This window comes from Psychrobacillus sp. OK028, assembly GCF_900103605.1.
In the GTDB taxonomy this organism is placed as follows: Bacteria; Bacillota; Bacilli; order Bacillales_A; family Planococcaceae; genus Psychrobacillus.
Genome location: NZ_FNHY01000003.1, coordinates 412,026 through 436,097 on the forward strand (window position 1 = coordinate 412,026; position 24,072 = coordinate 436,097).

31 protein-coding genes and 3 pseudogenes are annotated in these 24,072 nt (G+C 31.9%); 6 read left to right on the plus strand and 28 right to left on the minus strand.

The annotated features are described in order from the left end of the window. Positions 1-335: 335 nt before the first annotated feature. The 5 genes and pseudogenes from BLR36_RS07880 to BLR36_RS07900 all read right to left on the minus strand — a co-directional run bounded on the left by BLR36_RS07880 (position 336) and on the right by BLR36_RS07900 (position 3,291). A complete protein-coding gene (locus BLR36_RS07880; protein ID WP_093061187.1) occupies positions 336-827 on the minus strand; it encodes a hypothetical protein in 492 nt (163 codons plus the stop codon). Positions 828-933: 106 nt separating this feature from the next. Then, positions 934-1,272 (minus strand): annotated as a pseudogene (locus BLR36_RS19010) (NUDIX hydrolase); the annotation flags it as partial. 229 nt (positions 1,273-1,501) lie between these two features. After that, positions 1,502-2,016: pseudogene (locus BLR36_RS07890) on the minus strand (DNA topology modulation protein). A gap of 131 nt (positions 2,017-2,147) precedes the next feature. Then, positions 2,148-2,663, minus strand: coding sequence for a hypothetical protein (locus BLR36_RS07895; protein ID WP_093061188.1), 516 nt, complete (start codon positions 2,661-2,663; stop codon positions 2,148-2,150). A gap of 94 nt (positions 2,664-2,757) precedes the next feature. After that, the gene (locus BLR36_RS07900; protein WP_093061189.1) at positions 2,758-3,291 is read right to left on the minus strand and encodes a hypothetical protein; all 534 of its coding nucleotides are present in this window, start codon (positions 3,289-3,291) and stop codon (positions 2,758-2,760) included. Between the two features lie 171 nt (positions 3,292-3,462). Between BLR36_RS07900 and BLR36_RS07905 the strand changes: the two genes are divergently transcribed. After that, positions 3,463-3,771, plus strand: a complete 309-nt coding sequence (locus BLR36_RS07905; protein ID WP_093061190.1) for a DUF3784 domain-containing protein — start codon at positions 3,463-3,465, stop codon at positions 3,769-3,771. Between the two features lie 171 nt (positions 3,772-3,942). On the opposite strand, the gene BLR36_RS07910 is transcribed toward BLR36_RS07905, so the two are convergent. The 3 genes from BLR36_RS07910 to BLR36_RS07920 form a co-directional block, all read right to left on the minus strand. Next, complete coding sequence (locus BLR36_RS07910; protein WP_093061191.1) at positions 3,943-4,218, minus strand: hypothetical protein; 276 nt, start codon at positions 4,216-4,218, stop codon at positions 3,943-3,945. A gap of 113 nt (positions 4,219-4,331) precedes the next feature. Further along, positions 4,332-4,988, minus strand: a complete 657-nt coding sequence (locus tag BLR36_RS07915) for a Type 1 glutamine amidotransferase-like domain-containing protein (protein WP_093061192.1) — start codon at positions 4,986-4,988, stop codon at positions 4,332-4,334. 255 nt (positions 4,989-5,243) lie between these two features. Further along, on the minus strand, positions 5,244-5,984 hold the full coding sequence (locus BLR36_RS07920; RefSeq protein WP_093061260.1) for a class I SAM-dependent methyltransferase: 741 nt from the start codon (positions 5,982-5,984) through the stop codon (positions 5,244-5,246). 333 nt (positions 5,985-6,317) lie between these two features. Between BLR36_RS07920 and BLR36_RS07925 the strand changes: the two genes are divergently transcribed. After that, positions 6,318-6,518, plus strand: coding sequence for a hypothetical protein (locus BLR36_RS07925; protein WP_093061193.1), 201 nt, complete (start codon positions 6,318-6,320; stop codon positions 6,516-6,518). Between the two features lie 130 nt (positions 6,519-6,648). Next, positions 6,649-6,786, plus strand: coding sequence for a hypothetical protein (locus BLR36_RS18760; protein ID WP_175454002.1), 138 nt, complete (start codon positions 6,649-6,651; stop codon positions 6,784-6,786). A gap of 278 nt (positions 6,787-7,064) precedes the next feature. Here the strand turns inward: BLR36_RS18760 and BLR36_RS07930 are convergent, their stop codons facing one another. The 13 genes from BLR36_RS07930 to BLR36_RS07995 form a co-directional block, all read right to left on the minus strand. Further along, positions 7,065-7,475, minus strand: a complete 411-nt coding sequence (locus BLR36_RS07930) for a GNAT family N-acetyltransferase (protein ID WP_093061194.1) — start codon at positions 7,473-7,475, stop codon at positions 7,065-7,067. 225 nt (positions 7,476-7,700) lie between these two features. Beyond that, positions 7,701-8,381 carry a hypothetical protein gene (locus BLR36_RS07935; RefSeq protein WP_093061195.1) on the minus strand — a complete coding sequence of 227 codons (681 nt, stop codon included), beginning with the start codon at positions 8,379-8,381 and terminating at the stop codon, positions 7,701-7,703. Between the two features lie 121 nt (positions 8,382-8,502). Next, complete coding sequence (locus BLR36_RS07940; RefSeq protein WP_093061196.1) at positions 8,503-9,027, minus strand: GNAT family N-acetyltransferase; 525 nt, start codon at positions 9,025-9,027, stop codon at positions 8,503-8,505. Between the two features lie 167 nt (positions 9,028-9,194). After that, a complete protein-coding gene (locus BLR36_RS19015) occupies positions 9,195-9,854 on the minus strand; it encodes a hypothetical protein (RefSeq protein WP_254771350.1) in 660 nt (219 codons plus the stop codon). Between the two features lie 69 nt (positions 9,855-9,923). Beyond that, positions 9,924-10,163, minus strand: a complete 240-nt coding sequence (locus BLR36_RS07950) for a hypothetical protein (RefSeq protein ID WP_093061197.1) — start codon at positions 10,161-10,163, stop codon at positions 9,924-9,926. 402 nt (positions 10,164-10,565) lie between these two features. After that, the gene (locus tag BLR36_RS07955; RefSeq protein WP_093061198.1) at positions 10,566-11,159 is read right to left on the minus strand and encodes a hypothetical protein; all 594 of its coding nucleotides are present in this window, start codon (positions 11,157-11,159) and stop codon (positions 10,566-10,568) included. A 222-nt stretch (positions 11,160-11,381) separates the two neighbouring features. Further along, positions 11,382-11,801, minus strand: a complete 420-nt coding sequence (locus BLR36_RS07960) for a hypothetical protein (RefSeq protein WP_093061199.1) — start codon at positions 11,799-11,801, stop codon at positions 11,382-11,384. Positions 11,802-12,641: 840 nt separating this feature from the next. Further along, positions 12,642-13,091, minus strand: a complete 450-nt coding sequence (locus BLR36_RS07970; RefSeq protein ID WP_093061201.1) for a GNAT family N-acetyltransferase — start codon at positions 13,089-13,091, stop codon at positions 12,642-12,644. Between the two features lie 194 nt (positions 13,092-13,285). After that, on the minus strand, positions 13,286-14,242 hold the full coding sequence (locus BLR36_RS07975) for an NAD(P)-dependent alcohol dehydrogenase (protein ID WP_093061202.1): 957 nt from the start codon (positions 14,240-14,242) through the stop codon (positions 13,286-13,288). A gap of 286 nt (positions 14,243-14,528) precedes the next feature. After that, positions 14,529-14,948 carry a hypothetical protein gene (locus BLR36_RS07980; protein WP_093061203.1) on the minus strand — a complete coding sequence of 140 codons (420 nt, stop codon included), beginning with the start codon at positions 14,946-14,948 and terminating at the stop codon, positions 14,529-14,531. Positions 14,949-14,989: 41 nt separating this feature from the next. Next, positions 14,990-15,193 carry a tetratricopeptide repeat protein gene (locus BLR36_RS19230; RefSeq protein ID WP_139185075.1) on the minus strand — a complete coding sequence of 68 codons (204 nt, stop codon included), beginning with the start codon at positions 15,191-15,193 and terminating at the stop codon, positions 14,990-14,992. Positions 15,194-15,479: 286 nt separating this feature from the next. Further along, entirely contained in the window at positions 15,480-16,352 is an 873-nt protein-coding gene (locus BLR36_RS07990) for a DUF2785 domain-containing protein (RefSeq protein ID WP_175454003.1), read from the minus strand. Between the two features lie 467 nt (positions 16,353-16,819). After that, entirely contained in the window at positions 16,820-17,269 is a 450-nt protein-coding gene (locus BLR36_RS07995) for a GNAT family N-acetyltransferase (RefSeq protein WP_093061206.1), read from the minus strand. 297 nt (positions 17,270-17,566) lie between these two features. On the opposite strand from BLR36_RS07995, the gene BLR36_RS08000 reads away from it, so the two are divergent. Then, positions 17,567-18,505 carry a sigma-70 family RNA polymerase sigma factor gene (locus tag BLR36_RS08000; protein ID WP_093061207.1) on the plus strand — a complete coding sequence of 313 codons (939 nt, stop codon included), beginning with the start codon at positions 17,567-17,569 and terminating at the stop codon, positions 18,503-18,505. A 302-nt stretch (positions 18,506-18,807) separates the two neighbouring features. Here the strand turns inward: BLR36_RS08000 and BLR36_RS08005 are convergent, their stop codons facing one another. The 4 genes from BLR36_RS08005 to BLR36_RS08025 form a co-directional block, all read right to left on the minus strand. Continuing rightward, a complete protein-coding gene (locus BLR36_RS08005; protein ID WP_093061208.1) occupies positions 18,808-18,990 on the minus strand; it encodes a hypothetical protein in 183 nt (60 codons plus the stop codon). A gap of 176 nt (positions 18,991-19,166) precedes the next feature. Beyond that, a complete protein-coding gene (locus tag BLR36_RS08010; RefSeq protein WP_093061209.1) occupies positions 19,167-19,388 on the minus strand; it encodes a hypothetical protein in 222 nt (73 codons plus the stop codon). Between the two features lie 550 nt (positions 19,389-19,938). Then, positions 19,939-20,226 carry a TIGR04104 family putative zinc finger protein gene (locus BLR36_RS19235; RefSeq protein WP_093061211.1) on the minus strand — a complete coding sequence of 96 codons (288 nt, stop codon included), beginning with the start codon at positions 20,224-20,226 and terminating at the stop codon, positions 19,939-19,941. 155 nt (positions 20,227-20,381) lie between these two features. Beyond that, positions 20,382-20,882 (minus strand): hypothetical protein, encoded by a 501-nt coding sequence (locus BLR36_RS08025; RefSeq protein WP_093061212.1) that lies wholly within the window; start codon positions 20,880-20,882, stop codon positions 20,382-20,384. 385 nt (positions 20,883-21,267) lie between these two features. Here BLR36_RS08025 and BLR36_RS08030 point away from each other — a divergent pair, with 385 nt between their 5' ends. After that, complete coding sequence (locus BLR36_RS08030) at positions 21,268-21,687, plus strand: hypothetical protein (protein ID WP_093061213.1); 420 nt, start codon at positions 21,268-21,270, stop codon at positions 21,685-21,687. 84 nt (positions 21,688-21,771) lie between these two features. On the opposite strand, the pseudogene BLR36_RS08035 reads toward BLR36_RS08030, so the two are convergent. Both BLR36_RS08035 and BLR36_RS08040 read right to left on the minus strand, forming a co-directional pair. Further along, positions 21,772-22,365 (minus strand): annotated as a pseudogene (locus BLR36_RS08035) (YdcF family protein). 244 nt (positions 22,366-22,609) lie between these two features. Beyond that, entirely contained in the window at positions 22,610-23,134 is a 525-nt protein-coding gene (locus tag BLR36_RS08040) for a GNAT family N-acetyltransferase (RefSeq protein WP_093061214.1), read from the minus strand. 525 nt (positions 23,135-23,659) lie between these two features. Between BLR36_RS08040 and BLR36_RS18765 the strand changes: the two genes are divergently transcribed. Next, a complete protein-coding gene (locus BLR36_RS18765; RefSeq protein WP_175454004.1) occupies positions 23,660-23,836 on the plus strand; it encodes a hypothetical protein in 177 nt (58 codons plus the stop codon). 5 nt (positions 23,837-23,841) lie between these two features. Here the strand turns inward: BLR36_RS18765 and BLR36_RS18770 are convergent, their stop codons facing one another. Further along, the gene (locus BLR36_RS18770; protein ID WP_175454005.1) at positions 23,842-24,039 is read right to left on the minus strand and encodes a hypothetical protein; all 198 of its coding nucleotides are present in this window, start codon (positions 24,037-24,039) and stop codon (positions 23,842-23,844) included. Between the last annotated feature and the right edge of the window lie 33 nt (positions 24,040-24,072).

The window sequence follows — 24,072 nt, forward strand, 5'->3', positions numbered from 1 at the left end:
ATAAATTTAATTAGTGATATATCCGAGAAACGTTGATTTGCGCTTCAATCAACATTATCTACTTTAAAAGAATTAGGCTATGTTAAATCTAGAGGATCTGAACAAGATTATCCATTTAATGAAAAGCTACTTTTCATAGAAGATAAAAAGAGGTGGAAACCGATAATGGAATAACGTTCCTACCTCAATCATCCTTCTTGACTATTAACTTTACTTGTATTTTTTCGTTAATTTGTATTCAATAAATATTACCTTTACATATTTCGCACTCTATACGAGTAGCACTCATGAGGCAACCCAATGCAACCGTCAGTTGAACAGATAATACAACTTCACTAAATTCTCAAGTCTCCAATCTTTTCACATAAATCTTTAGCTCTTTTAGACAAAAAAATCTTCTGACGCAAATATATAGTCAATTTAGACCTAAGAAACTCATCAATACAGTAGAACAGAAATGAAGAAAAAAGAGAAATAATGAAATAAAAGTTGAAAATTTCGCTACCTGAAAATAAAGCTGGGGTTACAACAAACAAAGTGGCTAGGAATAAGTGTATTATTAATGCAAAAATCACTCTATGAAAAGAAATTAATTTATTTGTGACGAAATCAGAGAGAATAGATACTGGTACTCCATAAATCAAAAGAATTGGAAATAGATAAATACCTATTATGATTGCAAGATCTTTCTGTGCTGTGAGGAAAAAACTTAACATAATTAAGACACAAGCCATTACCGCGGAAACAAGTTTTCTAATAATTATGTTACTCCCCCCAATCCAAATAATCTCTTTCCGAATATACTTATTGGTTATTTCACCAATCATCTTCAGAACTCCTTCTTCAACTAAACTGCCGCGTTAGTTCAATAAGAAAAGGCAACCCTTATTGGCAGCCACTTGTTTAACTAAAGCACCAATAGTTGAATAACAATCACATTACTTTTCCAAATACTCTTAAAACCATTTTTAATAAAGTGACTTTAAAAGTGGAAACAAATATTAAATCTTTTATGATCGTATCTTTATGTTTCAAAAAGTTTTTAATTTGTTTTCTTCTATTGAGAATCATAAACATAGGTAACTTTTTAGGTTTAAACCACTCCAACTTTTCTGTTTCATGACCATTCTTAATTGGCAACCCTTTATACACTTCTCCTAAGAATAAGTGTTGCAAATCATCATATTGAGGTTGATAATATTCTCCAATTTTTCGTTTAATTGAAATGATATATCCTGTTTCCTCCTCAGTTTCCCTAACAGCACAATTTTCTAAAAGTTCATCTTTTTACAATGTACCTCCTGGTAAATCCCAGAGAGGATAATCTTTTCGCTTGACTAACAATATACGACCTTCTTTATCTATAACAATAGTAAAACAACCAGAAGTTTTTGCCATATCAATTATGACCCCTTTTTAAAATCTACTGCGCAGCTAAATGAATGAGAAAAAGCAACCGTTAGTGCAATAAAAAATTTCCTTTACACCTTTTAAAATAAGATTACAACTCATTATTCACTTTATCTAAAAAAAGTTGTACTTCTCTTGGAGATTTTAAAATAATGACTTTCTTATCATTAGGTAATTGTTCAAGTTTCTTTAAAACAACAGGTTTCTTTGTTTTCGGGTAATACCAAACCCATTTCAGAAATTCTAAATCAAGCCTCTCATTGACGCCCTCTGCCATATCTGGTCTTGATTTTCCACGATATTGAATCATTCGCTTGAAAACTCTATAGATGCATATTATCCTACTGATATCAACAAAGATAATGGTGTCTACTGCATTCAGTCTTATATCCATTGTACCGTTATAATTCCCATCAATAATCCATTCTTCTTTTTTAACCAATTCATTTTGAACTTTTCTTTGTTCCTCTTTGGATGTTGGTGTCCAATTTGGCTTCCAAAACAATGCATCTAAATGATAAACTTCTATGTTCAATTTCCCCCTAATCTTCGTGCCAGGGTAGACTTCCCTGACCCTCCTGAACCAATCAATGCAATCTTTTTCATTGTACGCCACCTCTATAAATACTAACTGGTACTTTTGGTGAACAAAAAAAGAGCTATATTATCAGCTCTATATTTCACTTAAACACCCGTTACTTTTAGTACAATCCTTCACAACCTCTTTAATAATTCCATTAATTATTATTTGGGGATTCTACTTTCTCTATGGTTATTATCACAGCTTTGTTTTCCTTGAATCCAATCTCTAGGTTACTCATATTTTCTTTATCAAAATATCCAATTGTAATTAATCCACTTTCAACTCTTTCATAAAAGTTTTCACCATATGCTTGAATTACATTTTCTTTTGTATCGCCCACTTTTATTCCTTTTACAGTTTGATAATTGTTGGTGAAATAATAGCTGATAACTTTATCTTCAATAATCCCAAACTCGATTCCTTCATAAAATAGATATTTTGATTTTGGGTTTGCAACAATATTAACTTCAATTGGTTTGCCAAAAGCTCCTATTACATCATTTGGAGTTGAGTTTAATGTAATTGAATTTATATTTTCTTCTGAGAGGTTTATACTGTCCATATCATTATAGAATTCCATTTTGCTCTTAGCTAAGGGGTCACATCCCATTAATAATAAAAGTATAAATAAGCTAAAAATTTGGATACTGAATTTCGTTTTACTCTTCACTATAAAACTCCACCTTAATATTCTTATTAATATTATATTTAAGTAAAGCACCAGTTTGGTTAAGATGAAAACCTTATATTTTCTTTTTTGTTGTCTATTTATGAACTTGGTCATTTATTGTTTTAAAAATCCGCGTGTAAACATCTTTTATGTTCACTTCGTTTTTCACATCGTTATACAAACCATATTGCCAAACATCAGTATTATTTTCTTCTTCTGTTCCACCATGTAGGTAGCCTGTTGCATAAACCCCATCAATTCCAGGTGCAGTTTCATATGTTAGGTTTTCATTCACAAAAGGAAGATGTCTTTTTGGGGATTCAATAAAGAAAGTTGGAATTGTTAAACCTTGATAAGTTTCCACATATTTGTCATCATCAGCTTCAGCAAATTGTACAGGTGTAATAAAAACTGCGTCAAATTCATTTGAAGTATTCTTTACGTCTCCAGCAATATCTTCTAATGATTTTTGAGTAAATGTAATATTTTCTTCTATTACTTCGGGAATATCACCAATAACTATAATGGACAAATCACGACTGTTATAAATTTCAGATTTCACTTCATCTTTGTTACAAGCCCCTAAGATAAACGTAAGTACTATAATAAATGACATAATCTTTTTCATACAATTCAATCCAATCTTTTGATGTTTTGTTCCTATTCCTATTAAAATAAACCCCTGCGTTAGTTTAAGTGATTGAGTTGACAATCACTTAATTATTCAATAATCGTTGAAACTTTTTTAACATGCTTACGTATGTGTAGTTAAGTAGTAGCTTTTAGGAGATGTGTCGCCATGTTATTATGTATTGGTATTCTTTCATTTACTGTTTTAGGAGTATTTTTATTGAATGGAAAAGGAACTTTCCTTATAGCAGGATATAATACATCATCTAAAGAGGAAAAGGCGAAATACGATAAACTAGCGTTGAGTAAATTCTATGGAAAAACATTTCTTGCTTTATCAGGAAGCATGGTATTTTGGTTATTAAGCGATATATTACAAAACAATTCACTATTCATTATTGGTTTGATTTTATTTATCAGTATTATTGTATTTAGCTTGGTCTATTCTAATTTGGGGATTCTATTTAAAAAGGAATAAAATAAAAGTGATGCAATTTCGCTGCGAAATTGCATCTTTTTTATGGAAATAATCGACCAAGCTAGTTTAAGTAACCTGCCACTATAATTAAATAAGAATGATGGCTATACTCCTTCTTAAAGTAACTCACCTGTTAGTTGAAGAAGTAAAGTTAAGCATATTCTACATTACTTAGATTTCTCCTCCGAATATATAAGAGAGGAATACAACAAACAAAACACCCAACGAAATAGAAATTAACGAAAAATATTTAATAACCCCTTTTTCTTTCTTAAAGAAAGCGATAATTCCAAGTGTTATGCCTGTTAAATAGATAGAAAAACCGATCGGTATGGCTATCATAGACCACTTTCCAAAAGTTATATTGATAGGAGGAAAAATCATGTACGCAATAAAAATCCCAATGAAACTTAGAATAATTGAGTACTTACTATACTTCATTTCCAAGTTTCATATCCTCCTTAGTGAACTAAACTGCGTCGTTAATTCAAGAAAAAAGTGTCTCCCCAGACTTGAAGTATAGCATCGAATAGGAATTAATCCATAGCGATTCGCTAGAACTAGAGCGTCTCATCCAGTTTCTGAATCTTTGAATCTGAAATTAAATATACATTACCAAAAACGTCCATTTTGTCTCCTTTTACACGTACAGCACAATCTTTGTTCGACGCATAAATATTTATTTCTTCCGACAGGGGGGATAGTTCGCTTTGAACCAGTGCCATGTTATTTTCAAGATCAAAATGAGACAGGACGGAAAAATTGTCAAGACCGATTCCGTCGTAAACAGCGCTCATTTCAACTTCATATCCAAAGTTTTTCGAGCATAACCATTTAGCAGACATGTTGATTGCTCCAGCGCTTGCTCCCATTACAACGGCGTTGCTTTTTTTAATCGAATCTGATAATTCATATTCCATCAAAAAACCATTTTGATTAAGAATATTGCCACCCAACAAGAAGATGACGGAAGCATTTTGAATTATCGTTTGGGCTTCTTCCTTCTGTATGTGGTAATTAAGTAAATGATACTCATCAAACATAATGCCAGCCTGATCGAGCCACGACCGTTCAATAGCACCATCATCTTCAAAAACAGATGGATTCGAGCTAATCATAGCAAGCGATTTTCTATCAGTTATATCCTCCTGAATCGCCCTACTCAGATTCTCTGGAAAAAAATTGTTAAACCAACCTAAATAATAGTGAGTTTTCATAAGTACCTCCTCGGCAAAGTGTGAATAACATTTACTCCTTGCGTCACTCATTCTGTTTTCTTGTCTCTCTTACAATATGTCCAATTGTTAAACACAATTTAAACAACACTATTCAACTTTCCTATCCCTTTAGTTTAAGTGTAAAATTTCACAATATATTTCTGAGATTTACTTGAAGTTTTGACTAAAAACAGATCATCGAAAATGATGATCTTGTCTAACTAAACACCCTTTAGTTGAACATGAAATATTTTTTTATTTTATACATTCAAATACATGAAATGAACTACCCTCTCCATATCCGTTAATAACTTCATGGAGAATAATTTCATCAAAGCCATTATTTTTTAGAATATTTTCAAATTCGCTAGATTCATAAAGGCGAATAGGGAAATCCATTATTTCTGATTTCTCTATTTGATCATCTTTAACTAATTGATAGTTCAATTTTGTATTTAACATCTTATTAGCTTGGTCATAATGGACTTTCTTATATTCAATAATCTCGTTGTTACCAAAGTAATGTCTGTTCGTTTCAATCCATTCAGGAATTTCCTCAACTATACCTGTGTTTGTCATAACAGTTAAAAGTAATTTCCCACCTTCTTTTAAAATTGTTTTCATGTTATTAAGGCTATCTTTCACTAATTCATCTGGCAAAAGTGAAAAAGAACCAAATGGTATCATTATTAAATCATAATTTTTATCCCCATTAAATTCTTCTATTTTTCCATAAGAAACATTTGGTTTAAGGTTTAATTTCTGACCTTTTAATTTACATACTCGCAACATTTCTTCTGAAATGTCAAATCCCTCAATGTCTATTCCTTTTTCCATAAAAGGAATAAGCATTCTACCGTTTCCACACATAGGTTCTAACACTTTCATCTTTTTATCTTGGACAAAAGACAGAAAAAACTCAAGTTCTCTTCCGTTTGCTATAGATTTACTTTTTTCGTATATCTGTGTGCAAAGTTCACCATAATATTTATTCAACATAATCATATTTTTTTGTTTCATTTCTAGTCCGCCTCTATATAAAAATTTATAAATTAACCATTCGTTAGTTAAAGTGAAATTCTTTACAATCTATATTTATTTTAACATAATTATCCAACAAAAAATCACCTCTCAGAAAAACTAGAGAGGTGATTTTAACATTCTTTGATAAAATTTGTTAGTCAAAAGCGATATATTAGTACTTATTCCACTAAACTGCATCGTTTGTTCAATAAGTAATTTTTTTCTTTCCACTTAATAAATATTACTTACGTATATTATTTAAAGGTCCATGATATTATAGAATACCGATTTTAAAGGAGGACATATTTGAGTACTATATTAGATATATTGAATTTCTTTCTTATCAGCGTGTTAGGTAGTATGGTAGGAACGATGATTGTGATGCTTATGTTCTTGAATCGTATCGTAGAAGCTATTGCAGCCAAAGTCTCTTCAGGAGTTGGTCACGGAATCGCAAAAGGTATCGATGACTACCGGAAGCAAAGCGAAAAAAAAAGAAATGGCTAATATTCTCTGATATAGGACGGTAGTCACTTGATGATGGAGATGCTGGAGCAAATGAACAAAACACTTTTAGAGGTGAACAAGAAGATCGATAGGTTAGACGAAATGCTTAATACACACACTGGATGAAAAGATGTATTTATTTAAAATTGAAATGAATGAACGTTTTGATGCAGTTGAAAGCCGTCTTGAATCTGTCGAAAAGAATGTTAAAAATCTTGGTACAATTTTAACTGTACAACAAGAATCAGATGAAAATCATAAGCAATAACAAACAGTATCCGAAAGGGTGTTTTTTAGGCTATGTTAAAGTTACTTGTTTAATTTCATTAGTTTAGAAGAAATAAAAATGACATAAAAAATGAGCTGGGAAATGTATCTCCAAGCTCATTGTATATTGATGTCAGTTTTTTTACTAAATCACCCGTTAGTTAAAGTACTGTTTACACAAGAACAGTTTTTTTCATAAAAAACAGAGTTACACCTATAAGGTGAACTCCGATTTTTATGTTTTTCAACAATAAAACATTAAACAAATTTGAATGAGCCTTAACTTAACTTAGCAAATGCCACTGAAGAACCCTGATCGCAAGATTGGAAACCATTCTTTTCATAAAAATGTCTTACATCAGGGGCTTCTTCAGTTAATAAAACTTTTTGACGAACATTTTTATATTTCTTCAGAACCTGCTCCATCAGTTGAGTAGCAATTCCTCGATTTTGATAAGCATTTAACACAAGAATATCTTGAATATAGATAATTGTTAATCCATCACCAACAATACGAATTAACCCAACTAATTCTTCACCATTCCAAGCTGATATAACTTCTAATGACTGTTCTATTGCTTGTTGAAGAACTTCTAAATCTTGTGTATAAGCATACCATTCTACATCATTATATAATCTTTCTAATTGTTTTCTATTTATATTTTTACTATTAACAAAATTTACAGTCATTCATTTTTCCTCCTCAAAATATATTATTTCGAAGAGTTGTTCCACAATTTTTCCACTGTCTTATACCTCCTTTCGTTTTATTGCAGTTGTTGTATATTACTATTTCAACATTGTTCTTTATTTTCCTTCTTACTACCCAAAAAATATCTTATTGCACTAAACTGCCTCGTTAGTAAAAAAGGCTTTACTCCTTCTTGAAGTTAAGCACCAAGTTAGTTCAAGTACTCATAATTCTGGTGATGGTTGAAATTCAATTGTTTCTGCTTGATACATTTTGTCACGATATTCATACACAATTACAAGTTGACCAACAAAGCCAGCTGGAGAAATTTGACCTGAGATTGTAGCAATAAGTTGATGGTCTTTTACTTCATATTTAATTACACCACCAAAAGAAATATCCTCAAATAAGTTTGTAGGTTTTATTTTTAAAGGGGTTATATCAACTTTATACACATTGTCACCTATTTTAATTTCGGCTTTATCTGTTGTTAACTTGGTTTTTACGTTTTTATAGATAATTGCCATTGGGTCATCAACAAGCACATCAATCAATCCATTTGTATATCTATAAACATAAACTTTTTGCTGTAATACACCAGTACCGTATCCTTGGTTCAGAATTATGATTAGTTCTTGCTTTTTATCTTTGTTAATGTCTTCGTAATATATTTGTGGGGCATAAGTTATATTATTGGCAACGTTTATCCAAAAAGGTCTTGAGTAAACCTCCCCCTTGAAATCAAGTTTGAAATCATAATATAGGTCATTCATTTGTTTAGCATATAAAGTTATGTCCTCTTTACTTGACCTCGCAACGATATCATATCCTTCCATTTCTGCCCTTGGATTATTAGGGACAATAATAAGAAGAAAGGCCATTATAAAAGGAATGCACCTTTTCATTAGTTCAACACCTCATTTTAGTGTTCCCTAAAATGTTTTCTTATTCAATTAAACTGCTGCGTTAGTAAAAAACGATTTAATCCTTCTTGAAGTAAAACACCTGTTAGTTGAAGAAAAAGAATTAAAATATATTCCTAATATCTTCCCAACCATATACAAGTTCGGAAAATTTCTTTCCTCCAATCTCCACTTCAACAGTATCTATTTTTCTACCTCCAAGTGATTCATAAAATAGACGAGAAATATTATCTTTTAAGACAAGAACAAGCATAGAGTTTAATCCCATTGCTTTAATTTCATCTATGACTGGTTTAACAAGGTCTTTTCCAATACCTTTACCTTGATACTCTTTTAAGATATAGATAGCGTATATCTCTCCGTCGTACCCATTATATCTACTGCTTCTTTCTTTACCACCTTTAGAAAAACCAACTATTATTCCCTCATGGCTTTCTGCTACATAAACACCTCCACTCGGAATGGCATTGGTCCACATTTTTTCACGGCCTTCATACGAAAGACTACTTAAATATTCATCAGAAACTATGTTGGCATATGTTGTTTTCCAACTATCGACATGTACTTTAGCTATTCCTTTTGCATCGCTTAAAATTGCTTTTCTAATTTTAATAAACCCGTTATCCATTTATTTCACCCCTCCATAAACCACATTAACAATAAGAGCTGTCTCCTGACCAGCCTTGTTCTGCTAAAGCACTCGTTAGTTTAATTAGAACAGAGACGCTTTTTAAACAATCGCGTTCTATTCTTAAATAAGGAACCACGAAGTATCTTACGAATTCGCTTTAAGCCTTAATTTCTATTATCGAGAGAATTACCACATTTTTTCTCACTATATTTTGTTTCAGTTTCAACTATGTCTGTAACACCATCAGATGATAATTTGTCTTTTTCACAAAATTGCTTAACCAATTTCCCCTTTTTGGTTATACCATAATAATACGTCACATCTGGTTCGGCTTGAAAGATAACCATATAATGACCATGATAAAAGTCATTGTTTATGATGTGTTTCGGTTCTACATAATGCGATTCTTCTATATCGTAACTTGGTAATAGAAATAAAATAATCGCTACCAGTAATGAAGAACTTGCCCATGTTATAAGTATTTTTTTCTCAAACTTCATCGAAGTATCAACGATAATATGTACTATCGATAAAACAAAAAGATTAATCACAAATAAAAAGTAATCAACTACTATGAACATAATCCAAGCGTGTGCTGAGATTAAATCCCCCAAAGGTGTCGTAAAGAACAACAGAAAAAATACAAAAAATGAAATCATTAACCAACCTAAAATGAGGATAAACATTTTATTCCAAATCTTGTGTTGCATAAATTTTTCTTCTTTTTTAGCATAATTATAAATGAGTTGACTACAAACAAAGAGAAGGATTGAAATAACTATAAACATAATCAATTGCTTAAGTAAGACACTTTCTATATCCACAATCTCGTTTTGAATATAATAATCAACTACAAACTAGGATACTAACAAACTGCTTGAATGCGTAAAACTTCACGATATTTTAACTGATGATCTAGAGTCTTTTACTAAATTCTTCACCATGTGAATACTCCAAAGGGCTAATGTTACCGTTATAGCTGAAATGATGTATTGCAGAAAAGTCGCCATTTCTTGAACACTTTGTGAGTAGGGGTTCGGTGTGTTCATTAATGTTAAAATAACGCCTTTTAACATATCAGTTATCCCTATTGAAATCAGTACAACTACGAATATCCCAATTATTTTTTTCACTTGTCTTCCTCCTATTACTATATACTTACGGAATATGTATGAAAAAGTTTCACAATTCTATCTATACTATTTCCTGCCATTTATAAATTCAGCTTATTCAACTAAACTGCCGGGTTTGTAAAAAAAGGCTCTACTCCTTTATTGAAGTAAAGCAGCAGTTAGCCATCCACGCAGCACAAAATAGCGCTGCACCAAAGAGAATGAAAATTGTTAATGGAGTGAATACTAGAAGTCTACCAAAAACAATAGACTTAATAATGTCTGCTCCCCTCTTTTTTTTACGGTTAAGTAGGGGCTTCTTAAGTGTTGTCATTTTTCTTTTCTTAAAGAAATTAATTTTCAATGTAGTTTAAGAAGAACAGAGATGCTTATTAAACAATTGCGCCCAATTGCTTCAAACTTTTATTTATGAGATACATCATAAAAAACGGTGGTATAGTAATCAAAACCTGCCCAGAAATCTCCTTGTAAATTACCTAACATCCTTTGCAAATCACTTCTCGAAAAATATTTTCCGTTTCTTATAAATCTAATACGCTCTTCCAGGTTCAGAAAATTATTTATGCTATCAACCAGGTATATCCTTTCTTCTCTGGAATAATCTCCTTCAGAAACAAGGTCTAACATGGTATTTCTTGCCTGTTGTACATTGAAAAGCATTCTATCCAGTTTATCTTTGTCAATTGTTTTGGAGTCCGTGCCGATCAGCCATTCTTGTTCAAAAATCGGAAGAATAAATTGAGTTCGATTTACCGTAGGATTGTAATGATCACTTTCTAAATCCTTTTTTAGATCTTTCTCATAGGCAGCTTTAAACTCGCCAATCTCTTCTTCGTAGGTTTTGCCATTATGAGTTTCCGAACCAGGATGATATGTAAAGCTTTGATGGACGCTAAAAAGCGATAATGGATAATACCAAGATATGAAAGCTATAACAAGTACAATAAATACTCCTGTACCTATCCCCCAGACCTTCCTTTTACGTTTTGTATTCATATAAATCCCCTTTATCTTCAGACTAATCCGCTTACTTGTTTATTATGATGGTTATATAACAATCTGGCCCGGAAGTTGAATACAAGTTAAACAAACCTCTTAAACTAACCTGTCGCTTTAGTTCAAAATAGAAAAAAAGATTTACCCCTTCTTGAAGTAAAGCAGCCGTTTGTTGAAGAAGAAAATTGCACCGGATATTGGACAAACATACCCAAAACACCCCTAAGCCCCAATTCCTCCAAAATGGGTTTCCTCACCATTCTTAAATACTTTCAAGTACTCATAGTCCCCTTTGAGATTTATTTTATATAACTTATATGTGTCTGCTTCTTCCTCAGAAATAGAAATGTCGTTCAGGTAAATGTTTATCGAATTTTCGTCCGTTTTAATATCTATATCTCCAAACCCTTTACCATCGTCCAAGAAATCTTGATTAAGATACAAATAGCGGTGGCCTTTAGAATCGTTGTATATATAAATACCAGTTCCTGTACCTTTTTCATCATTTTCTACATTCTCAATAAAACTTTTCACATTGTCAGTTGAGTTTTCTAAATTAATTTCTGAAATAGTTACTTTATCCATCCCACATCCAGTTAGAATGCCGCAAACCATTAAAGTTAGTAATAATATTCGCTTCAAATTTTTCCAACCCCTTTGTTTGTTTTACCACATCTTTTCACAATCTGACCGATTGTTGAAGAAAGGTTATTCAACTAAATCTTCCATTAACATTCGTAACATTTTCATTTGTTTTAGAATATAGATATCCTATCAACGAAAACGAAGCCAACATAATAGTTAAAATCAAAAAGATATTCATAACTCCTATCATTATAAAAGGGCTTAATACAATAATAGTTAAGGATGATAAAACCAATACTACAAGGAAAAATTGATTGACTCCTTTTCTTTTTTCAAACGGAATAAAATAAAATACAGGGTATAAAATAATCGCACTAATAAACATAACAAATAATATCAAGACCAAATAAAAGACTAAAAACATAATAATCCCCACTCTTTTCTTATTCAACTATAGGGCCGCTTTAGTTGAACAAGCAATAGCACTATTATGATTACTATAAAAAAAACAATCTTCTATTCTATTTTATCGTTTAATATTGATTTTATTTCCTCTAATAATTTATACTGCTTTTCTTGTTTCTCTAAAATCTTGCCTGTTAATTTTCTTAATGTTATTGTAATAGACCATAAAAATACCCATAAAAATATTATTATTGCTAAGGCTTCTATAAGAATCACCTTCCCTTTACTTTTACTTCAACCTAATTAAACATGCCCTTTTACTTAATACGTTTGGAATAAATAGAAGTTCCAAAATTAAACAATTTTCCTTTTAGAATTTTTTAAAAATTCATTTGACTTATTGAAATAACCTGCATCGTTAGTCAAATAAGAAAAAAGCTTTACTCCTTCTTGAAGTAAAGCACCCGTCAGTTAAGGGTATTCAATTTACTCTCATTTAATTGTGTACTTAAATAAAAGCTCTCCATTATTCGGGTCTTTCTCATTCATGAACTCAAACCCTATATTTTTGTATAAGTTATAAGCTGTTCTATTTTCTTCAGTGATACTTAAATATATAACGTTTACTCCATATTCTTTTGAAACCATATCAATGAGTTTCATCATCGCAAGTTTCCCATAGCCTTTGCCTTGATGTTTTTCATCTATTATTATTCTATCAATCCAAGTATCTTTATTAAGACCAAAACAACCGTACATAGCAAAACCAATAATTTCATCATCATAATATATAGCTACTGGATGCCATTCATGAAAGGTTTCAGCTTCTTTTAAAGATTCATCTACGGTTTCAATGAATTTTTCTTGTGCAGGCTTTAATTTAATATTTCTAACTTTATATTCATTTGTATCATCAATATTTTTAAAATGCACATTATTCATGCAATCACTATACCCCCACAACTAAAAATTTTTTAAATTATCCTGCCGCGTTATTTCAATAAGAAAAAAGGCTTTACTCTTTCTTGAAGTAAAGCACCCGTTAGTTGAAGAAGGAATATTATCTAACCAGTCTCTATAGTTAAATTAAATTCAACAAAAAAAGCGTTAATCCTTTAAGGAACAACGCATGTTAATTAAGATATGATTTGAAGGACTACCTTCCCTTTTGTACGTCCGCTTTCTACATGCCTATGAGCCTCTACGATTTGATCCAAAGGATAACACTTCTCTATAACTGGTTTTACTTTCTCTTCCTCTATAAGCTCACACAAGAATTCTAGATCCATGTTATTAGGCTTTGCTAGATGCAGCTTAGCTTTCTTTCGACCGAGCAAGGAACCTACCAATAACTGAACTGGGTGATACATAGGATAGAGGGGGTTTTCTGTTATATAGACACCATTATCGGTTAGTGAACCTAAACAACCAAAAAAGGTCCGTTTACTTACAGCATCCAGTACGATATCGTACTTTTGTCCGTTTTTCGTGAAGTCTTCTTTCGTATAATCGAGCACGTAATGTGCGCCTAAATCTTTCACCCACTGCAGATTAGAGGTGCTACAAACTGCGGTTACCTCAGCCCCGTAGTAATTGGCAAGCTGAATTGCAAAGTGCCCGACACCCCCCGAAGCTCCGTAGATCAAAACCTTTTGCCCCGATTTTATCTTCGCTACGTCCCGCAATGCCTGAAGAGCTGTTTGAGCAGCACATGGCACGGCTGCAGCCTGTTCGAAGGTTATGTTTTTCGGCTTATGACTCAGTCCACTCTGTGGAGGGCAGACATATTCTGCGTGGGATCCGAAACAGCTTCCGTAGACATAGTCGCCATCTTTAAATCTTTGTACATTTTTACCGACCGCTTCAACGATACCCGCAACGTCAATCCCCAATATTGATGATTTTGGTTTATTAAAACCATTATCTAATCTGGTAGGCAAATAACCCTTCCGATATAGACAATCAAACTGATTGACCGAAGCATTATGTACTCTAATCAGTACCCGATCGTCATTCTTTATAGAAGGTAGTTCAACTTCATTTATCCTAAGTACCTCCGGGGATCCATACGAACTGTAAACGGCTGCTCTCATCTTACAACCTCCCAGTATATTTTTCAATTCGTTATTAGTTATACATTTAATATGATTCGCTTAAATAGCTATAAATTCACTTAGTCAATTTAGTCATGCTATTTTGAACAATAATTAGTTCCCTGTATCTATATACTTATTGACCTTGTTTTAGAACAAATTTGGATTGCATTAACTAAAACGCTTTTTATTTATTGTTCAACTAACCTGCCGCATTAGTTTAATAAGAAAAAAGGCTTTAATCCTCCTTGAAGTAAAGCACCCGTTAGTTGAATAACCAGAGGAACTAACGCCACCATTCTTTAACTATTTTTTTATATGCTTTGCCATTTTTATCAACTATTTCAACTAGACAATTATAAGTTTCTAATTCTTTACCTGAAATACCAATGTGGGGGTTTTCTAAATTAAATTCTATAGCTGCTGTTGCAGATTTAACATTATCTAGTGAAATATTTTCACCTTTTAAAAGTTTTTCAAAGTTCTTCCCTAGATCATTCAAAGCACCCTTTATGACAGGGATTTCAAAAGCTTTAGGATTGATACTTCCACCTAGAATATCTATAACTAAACTCTCCATATTTTTCTCTTTAGCAATATTAAATAAATGTTCAATAACATATCCATCATCTCGATAATTCATTAAGCTTAAAAAACTATGAACAGTGTTATGTCCTATGCTTTTTAACAATTTTAACTTAGCCATTTTGTCACCCCTCTGTTCTTTAACTAAACTGCTGCGTTAGTTCAACTTTCCTTCAGCTTTTCAAGTAACTTATGGGCATGATTGTATGTTGTATTTCGTGAAATTATTTTTTCTAATACTTCAATCGCAAGTTCCCTATCTCCTTCTTCAATAAGTGATTCAGCATATTGGACGCCAACTTTATCGTGATTAGCATTTTTGGAAGTAAGCTGTTTGAATATATGTTTTTGCTTCCGAATCTCTATTTAATTTCATTAGACATTCATAGATTCTTGCATATGTTCTTGAGTGCTCGGATAATTCGTTTGATTTAAGAAAACAATTCAAAGCTTTTTCATATTCCATTTTCTCAAACTGCAATAACCCTTCTTGGTACAAAAGGTATGACTGTTCGTTGTTATCCATATTTTCTCGTTCCTTTCTGAAACTCTTGTTCAACTAAACTGCACTGTTAGTTCAATAAGAAAAAAAAGGCTTTACTCCTTCTTGAAGTAAAGCACCCGTTAGTTGAGTAAGCTATTTTAAGGACTTCTAATACAAAGAAATTTCGGATAGACACTTTTCAATACTCTTATTAAGTGGTATTAATTCACAATTCATATTAACTTTGATGTAAAAACTCTTCAAGAATGTCTTACAGTTAGAATATAATAACCAATACTCTTCTTCCGCCAACTGTTCTTTTTGAATTTTCAGTTCTGTTGGCACATTTTGTATTAATGTTATTATTTCTGCTTGATCTAACCCGTTATTCACCATTTCTAGTATAGGAATTAAAATCCTTTCATCTTCATCGTGGATATAAACACTAGTTGAAACAAATACCTTATTCCATAGTACTTTAAATAATTCCAAGTAAAATTTCTGATCTATTTTTGAACTCTTTACAAGTTCATCAATAGCGTCAGATACATGAGCTATACTATGAGCCCAGCCTTTTGCAGATATATATCCCCGTAAATCCTTCTCCAAGTATATATAATCGACTAATTTATCTTTTATTTTTAACATCATTTCGCGAGAGAGAAAGTTATCTACATTATCCCTATATAGAATAAGTGCTATTAAAAGAGTAGTAAATGACCTAGTAAAAACAGTATCAGTTTCATTTTCTCCAATTCCCTTAAATAACAAGTCACTTAAGCACAATTCAAGTAGTTCATTTAATAACTCATGCTCAATTTGATTTTTTTCTACAATTAATTGATAAAAAGAGCTATAAATTAATTTGTCTCTAAGTTCACTATCAGTTGAGCCAATATGCTCAACCATAGATTTGACTATACTAGCTTTATATTCTTCTTCCCAAGTTCTACTCCCGCTCTTAATTTCCATTAAGATTTTTTTCAGTTCAATCCCCTTCAATGGAACAGCATTTCTATAACTTAATTCTAACCTTTCCATATTATCTATCCCCTTTTCTATTATCATAGACCTCTTTTTAAACTAAACTGCTGCGTTAGTTCAATAAGAAAAAGAAAAAGCCACCTCTAAAGGCAGCCACTTGTTCAGCTAAAGCAACCGTTAGTTAAAAAATACCATTCTCACCATTTAACCGTTTTACCTCTTTCTCTAAATAATCTAGACGTTTATGGATTCGATAAACAATTGGCAGATATGCAATAACGATAATAATTAACCATCCCATTGATTAATTTCCCCTTTAATCAAACTGTATTATTTTTCATTAATTGTAACATTTTATTCATTTCGATACAGGTTTCTTTTGTTCAACTAACCTGCTTCGTTAGTTGAATAAGAAAAAAAAGCTTTACTCTTTCTTGAAGTAAAGCACCCGTTAGTACAATAACAAAAAGAGTTACCTATTTACCTAGTGCTAACTTCCTTACCACTAAAACAAATAACATCATTTATTTGGATTTCCATTCATATTGAATATCTGGTAAATTTTCTTCATTTTCATGTCCTCTATTTATGATTTCAAATCCTTGGTTTTCATAAAACCGTTGTGCTTTTTCATTTACTTCGAATGTGTACAATGTTAGTTTCCCACTTGATTGTGCTTTCGCTTTATCAAGTAATGTCCGACCTATGCCGATACCCTGATACTCTAAATGAATATATAGTTGGCTTATTTCCCTATCGTTATAGGCAATCATTCCAACAACATCTTCATCAATTAACGCTAAATCTATTTGAAACTGTTCAGGTAATATGTGATTTAAAAAATAGACGTGATTTTCAAAGTCATGAATTTCTTTTTGACCAATAGCCTGTTCCTTACTAACTCGCCACATTTCCACTGTTTGATCTGCGTATTTGGTGTTATAAGGAATAATACTGATATTATGTTGCTTCATGTTATGCCACCTCAGAATTTTTTTTAGAATGTCCTGTTAAACTAAAGCACCCTTTAGTTTAATAAGGAAAAATTAATCTTATTAAGACATAATAGAATAGTATCCTGTTAGTTGAATAAGCACCTTCTCTCTTACTACACATTATAGTCGTAATGTGTAGTAACACTCTGCCTATTTAGTCTTTCTTGCTATTGCTTTGGAACAAATTTTAGTATCTTTAATTTTTATTTAATAAGCCGTATAATTTTTCTATTCTCAAACGTCTATTTATTGTAAGTACATTAGGAGGGAAAATATATGGAACTTAGTAATAACATTGACAAGGTTTTTTTGGATGAAACTCGAAAATTAAGAGATGAATTTGAAGAAATAGTTTCAGTATACTCATCAGATCTGTGGAACTATTGTAAATATGTAACTGGTTCCCCTTGGGATGGCGAAGATCTTTTTCAAGAGACAATGATTAAGTCCTTTGGATTGCTGCCACAACGTTGGAGTGAGATTACTGATAAAAAATACTATCTCTTCAAAGTTGCAACAAACACCTGGCTAGACCAATGTAGAAAGCTCAAACGTGAAATAGGAACTTTAGATGAAGTACCTGAGCCAAGTCTTGATTTTTCAGATCGTCTATTATTAGAAGAGATTCTAATATCCTTAGAGTCGAATTTGACGGTTAAACAAACAGCAGCATTTCTACTATTAGATATTTTCCAGTTTAGTGCAGATGAAGTAGCTGGTATTGTCCAAAGCACTCCAGGTGGTGTATATTCTTCAGTTCAACGAGCAAGAAGAAAATTAGCTTCTTTGGATTTTTCAGAATCAAAAACTAAAATAGATACACAAAGTCATAGCGTAACCATTCAAGCATACTTAGAAGCCTTTAATAATGGAGATTTAAATAGTATGTTAAGATTATTTAGTGATCAAGCACAAAATGAAGCGTTCTTTGGATTCCAGGAATTTTCTAAAGAGGAGATGCGAAAAGGTTCTCTAAGATTTGGATTGCCTGGCCATACTGCTAAAGAAATAGAACTTTGGGGTAAACCAGTTATTATTGTGCTAACTACTAATGGCCATAGTCCTGAAATACATGACATTCAGATACAAGAGATTGAAAACGGTAAAATAGTAAGCCATAAAAGTTATTTTTTCAGGAAAGAATTTATTTTAGCTGCTGCTGAAGAACTTGGAATAAAGGCACAATTAGTAAAACCACCAGTAAGTTGGAATTAAATATTTTGAAATGTCAAAAGACCTCTTTGGTGCTTTCTTTCAAAGAAAAGGGTTGAATATTTACTTTCTGGATTTTGATGGAAATGTATTAAATATTTTGAGCAAAGGTTAGATTTATCTAACATTGCTCTTTTTTATTTCTCAGTTAGTTTCTAATGCATCATAAAAAATAGAATTTTCTTCTTCAACAAACCTGCTTCTTTAGTTCAATAAGAAAAAAGCTTTACTCCTTCTTGAAGTAAAGCACCCTTTAGTTAAAGAAGAAAGATAAAGCATTTTCAACATCGCATCCGTTGTCGGAACTAAAACGGCAGGCTTTGATAAAGCGAAATGGTTATAACTAATGCCGATAAAGTTCCTGCGGACAGCAAGGTTATCATTTTTCGCCAATTAATCTCTTTGGAAGGTTTTGCAGCCTCTCGGGAAACCGCAATCCATATCACAAAAGAAATTATGGCTACTATGGCAATAACATCTTTAGACATAATTAATACCCTCTTGATTTATATTTTGTTTAAATCTATATCATGTATTATTCTGTTAAATGCCCCGTGTGTTGAATACAAAGTTAAACAACACTATTCAACTAACCAGCCGCGTTACTTCAATAAGAAAAATGCTTTACTCCTTCTTGAAGTAAAGTAACCGTTAGTGAAATTAACTATATATCTAATGTCAAAACAATTATTACGATAAATGCCAACGTGAAGAAAATGCCTCTTATTATTAGAGAACGCCTCACATATACCTCATCTACTTTAGGTTCCTCAGTATATGCAGGACTAAACCACAAACGAATAGCCTTAGTTGGATTTATAAATTGCCAAATCGAAATAGCATAGAATGCAATCACTACGATAATAAATAAACTTGTTTTAAACATATAATTTCCTCCTGCCCCGTTACTTTCATACGTTTGAAACGGAATGAGGTTCCATTTTTGCTTGTTCAACTAAACTGCTGCTTTAGTACAATAAAAAAGAAAAAGAGTTACTTTTTCTTACCAAGGCGAGAATGTCTTTTATCAGCCGCACTTGCTATAAATAAGAAAGCTATAAACCATATAATGCCTCCTACAATCCACGTAGCCCCATTACCAATATGGAAAAAAAGTGATATCAAGAATAACAATGCTCCACTAACTAATATTAAAGTTAAGCCAATTGCAAATGCAACTTTTCAGGTAATTCTTTAATTTTATCCAACATTTATCCTCCAATCTAAATAATCTAAAAGGCAAAGTAATTTTTATCTACTCATTATTTTTATACCAGAACTATTATGGGTTCTTATTTAATTATCCTGCATCGTTAGTTTAAGTGTAACATTTCACAAGTCAATCTGAGATCAACTTAATATTTTGGACATAAAAATGGACCATCGAAATGATGGCCATATTTCGCTAAAGCACCCGTTAGTTTAAGTACATTAGTTCACAAAGACTCTTTATAAGTAACAAGAAAAGGTGCCAACAATGAACCAATTATAAAAATAAAAGTAGCTACGCCAAGTGTCACAAGACCAGTGCTAAAGGGAGACAGAAAATAACCGAATGTGAGGATTGGAAGAATAGTAAGAATGGTAAAAATAAACCTGCTTGGTATTGTTATCTTATGTGTTGTATCGCATACGTTACATTTAATAGGTTTATAATTCAGCCAGAAGGATTCATAGATTTTACTCCAACTAAAATGTGCATTGCATTTCTTGCATTTTTGCAAAGCTAATAACCTCCATTATAATTTCTGAATTTTCTAAGGCATTGACTTATAACCTGCTACTTTAGTTGAAGAAGAATAAAGGCTTTCCATACAGCCTTGTTCCGCTAAAGCACCCATTAGTTGAAGAAGGACTAATTGGGTTAAGTAACTAAAACTTATTCTTTTCCGTAGATAAGTGTCCCATCTTTATCATAGGCATTTAGAAGAACCGGTAATTTAACTTCTCCTTCATAAGAATGGTACCATAACCATACTCCATCATACCTTATCTTATTGGGCTGTATATCATTATCACCAGTTATTAAAATGGATTGTATCTCTTCCTTAGCAAATCCCCACAATAGTGTGTTGGATGCTTTCCATATTAATGGGTCATTTGGGTTTAGTTCATTTAAATCCAAAATTCCTACACCCACATTAACAACACTTAGGTTATCATTCACTAATGCATACCTTAAATTGTTTTCATCTTTGAAGAACACTAAGTCATTGTTGTTATCGACAAATACGACCTCAGTACAAATCAACCCATCTTTACTTAATTCATTGCATAGTTTTTCTTCTAATGAAGATGAATTACTAACTAAAGAAAATACTAATGATACACACAATATAAGTATTATGACTACAGTAAACCACCCAGTTTTAATCTTCATATTTCCTCCTAAACTAATTAATATCTACCCATTTCCATTAGTACTTTCTTCAACTAAACTACCCATCTATTAGTAAGAACACTCCATATGTCTCTATAAATTTCCTTCAAATTTGATTGAATTATCCTCATGTAATAACTATTTCGACAAATCTTATATATATACCTCTTATTAAACTAAACTGCTGCTTTAGTCCATAAGAAAAAAGCTTTACTCCTTCTTGAAGTAAAGCACCCGTTAATTGAGGAAGGATTAAAGTCGTTGCTATAGCCACAACATCAATAGCCGTCTCACAGTATGACAGGCAAGTATTGATCAAACTCATATACATAAAATTCTTATTTCTGTAGATAACTAAACCAAATACAGAAAGGAAATATATAATATGAAAAAAATAATAATCATCTCAATCTTATTATTGAGTCTACTGGCCATAAATTCAGTTTTAGCAAAATCAAATATAGAATATTTACCTCAGGATCAGCCACCTAGTGTGTTAGAGTTAGCATTTTTACGTGAATTAGGTCCATCTATTGTTAAAGCAATGTTTTCAAATGGAAATGAACAATTATTTACTTCTGAACGAATTGAAAAAATTGAAAGAAATATACACCATGACTACTATGACGTTACGTTAAGAGTGGTGGGTTACGAAGGTCCCTTGAATCCTCCTTATAAACTAATTAACATTACTTTTCGTATCCCCGCTGATGACTTTACAAATAAGAATAAAGTTATTTCATATAATGCGAAAAGTATTACTGGAGAGGAATTTAAAAAGTTATCCGAATTTTCTAGTCCTTAAAAGCTTTGCCTCTTCTGATAAAGCAGCCATGATTTGAATAACATTATGACTTTTCTGTTATCAGTTCCTTTTCTTAAATAGTAATTACCTAAATGGGAGACTGACAACAAAACCTACATAGAAAAACAACTCTCGACAGAAGAACGGAATTTTACTGTTCAATGTTTTATATACGGAGCTTTGGGTAGGAGATGAATATGCTTCCATTCCAGTATTTTTTGCCATTAAAATGGCTCTTTTCATATGCAATGGGTCGCTTACAATAGTAAAAGTTTCAAGTTTTTCCTTAGTTGCAATTTCGTATGCGTATCTGAGATTCTCCTATGTTATTTTTGATTTCGTCTCAATCAAAATATCTTCCGACCTGACATTGTTTTTGATAGCATAATCCTTTGCAACTTCTGATTCTGCAAACTTATCCCCATCCCCCTTACCACCAGTAAATATTATTTTATCTACATAACCATTCTCATAAAGCCAAATTGAATGATTTACTCTTTCACGTAAAACAGGTGATGGTACATCATCCCAAGCCGCAGCACCAAGCACCACAGCTACATCAGTTTTAATTAATTCAACTTTCTTACCGAAAGACCAAATACTAAATGCTGAATAAGCTGTGAAAATAAGAAAAAAACATATTATGAGGAAGACAAACCTGAACAAAATTTTCTTCAATTAATTCCCACCTTACGATCACTCAACCTTTAATAGAAAAAACTATTTAATATATTCGTCTCTTGTACTCCATAACCTTTCTTTCACTAACCTACAAGGTCTTACTTCTTCTTGAAGTAAAGCACCCGTTAGTTGAATAATAAAAAGAGCTACCTAATGTTGGTTTGGAATAAATTTTTTTATGTAAAATATCCCAAAATCAATATTTTAAGTTAAATTAGCTTACATTTCTTTCCGAGAGAACCTATTCTACTACTGGTTCTGCTATTTTCCTATCTAGATTTTTAATCGCCAACATCGAATTGTCCTGAATGATGCCTGTATCTACAAAACCAAATGAATCGTATAATGTTTTAGCTATGACATTACTTGTATGATAAAAGAGGTTTACATATTCTGCTTCCCCATATGGCATAGTTTCAATATCCATCAACATTTTTTCAAAAGCAAGCTTGCCATATCCATTCCCTTGGTAACTTTTATCAATCATATAATGCCAAATAAAATAACTCTTCTTGCCATAAAAAACTACATTTTCAAATGATTCATGATCCATCGTATCGTAAATATACATCAAAAATCCAACGATAGTTTCATCAGCATAAATGGCTAGTGGAGTCGCTGGTATACTGTCTGTATTCAACATATGAGCGTCTGCAAAGCATCTGAGGTTTGTAGTTTCTAATATAAATTCTTTCTGTTTTTCTCCAACTTCAAGTGCTATCACTTCATCTATGTTATCCCCTGTTATCTTTCGTAATTCAATCATTTTTTATCTCCTCTCCTAAGAAAAGCCACTTCCACAATTTTTTAGTTTTTCCGCGTTCAAGACCTCTTTTTTTCAAGTACATATTTAATTAATCATTCGGCATTCCACTTAGTAATACCTGCTTGTTAACTAACCTGCGGATTTAGTTCAATAAAAAAAGGCTTTAATCCTTCTTGTAGTAAAGCAACCGTTAGTTAAACAAGCAAGTTACAAATCGCAAGTGTCATCCGTATTATTCTTCTTTTTATCACCCAAATAATTCCAAAGATGATATGTCATAGTTCCTCCTTTGTATTATTTACTAAACTGCCCCATTAATTTAAGTGTAACATTTCACAATGCATGTCTAGGATTAACTTAATGTTTTAGTCATAAAAAAATAGACCATCGAAATGATGGTAATGATTTGCTAAAGCACCCGTTAGTTGAATATATTCCTTCTCTTATTACTCATTATAAATTGGATTTACTAAATACAATCTTTCCCATTTATGTTATACTCCTCTTAAAAAGGGGGTTAAATAAGTGGTTAAAATTCTTGCTATCTTGCCTTTACTGAAGTTCTTTTTTTATGTAGCTGTTATTGTTTTTATTATTTGGTTCGTTGTATGGATTTTTCAATCTCAAAAAGAACGCAATATCTTACTTAAAGAAATTTCAAATAAACTGGACTATCTAGAGAATTTTAAAAAGGGAGATTGATTATCTTACTCTATGAAGCGAAATAAGAAGAGAACAATCCTCTCTAATTGTTTCGCTTTTTTGGTCAAACGCATCAAACTAAGCTGCCACTTTAGTTCAATAAGAAAAAGCCTTACTCCTTCTTGAAGTAAAGCACCCGTTACTTGAACAAGCAAGTTACAAATCGCAACTGTCATCCGTATTATTCCTCTTCTTTTTATCATCAAAATACTTCCAAAGATGGTATGTCGACCAGA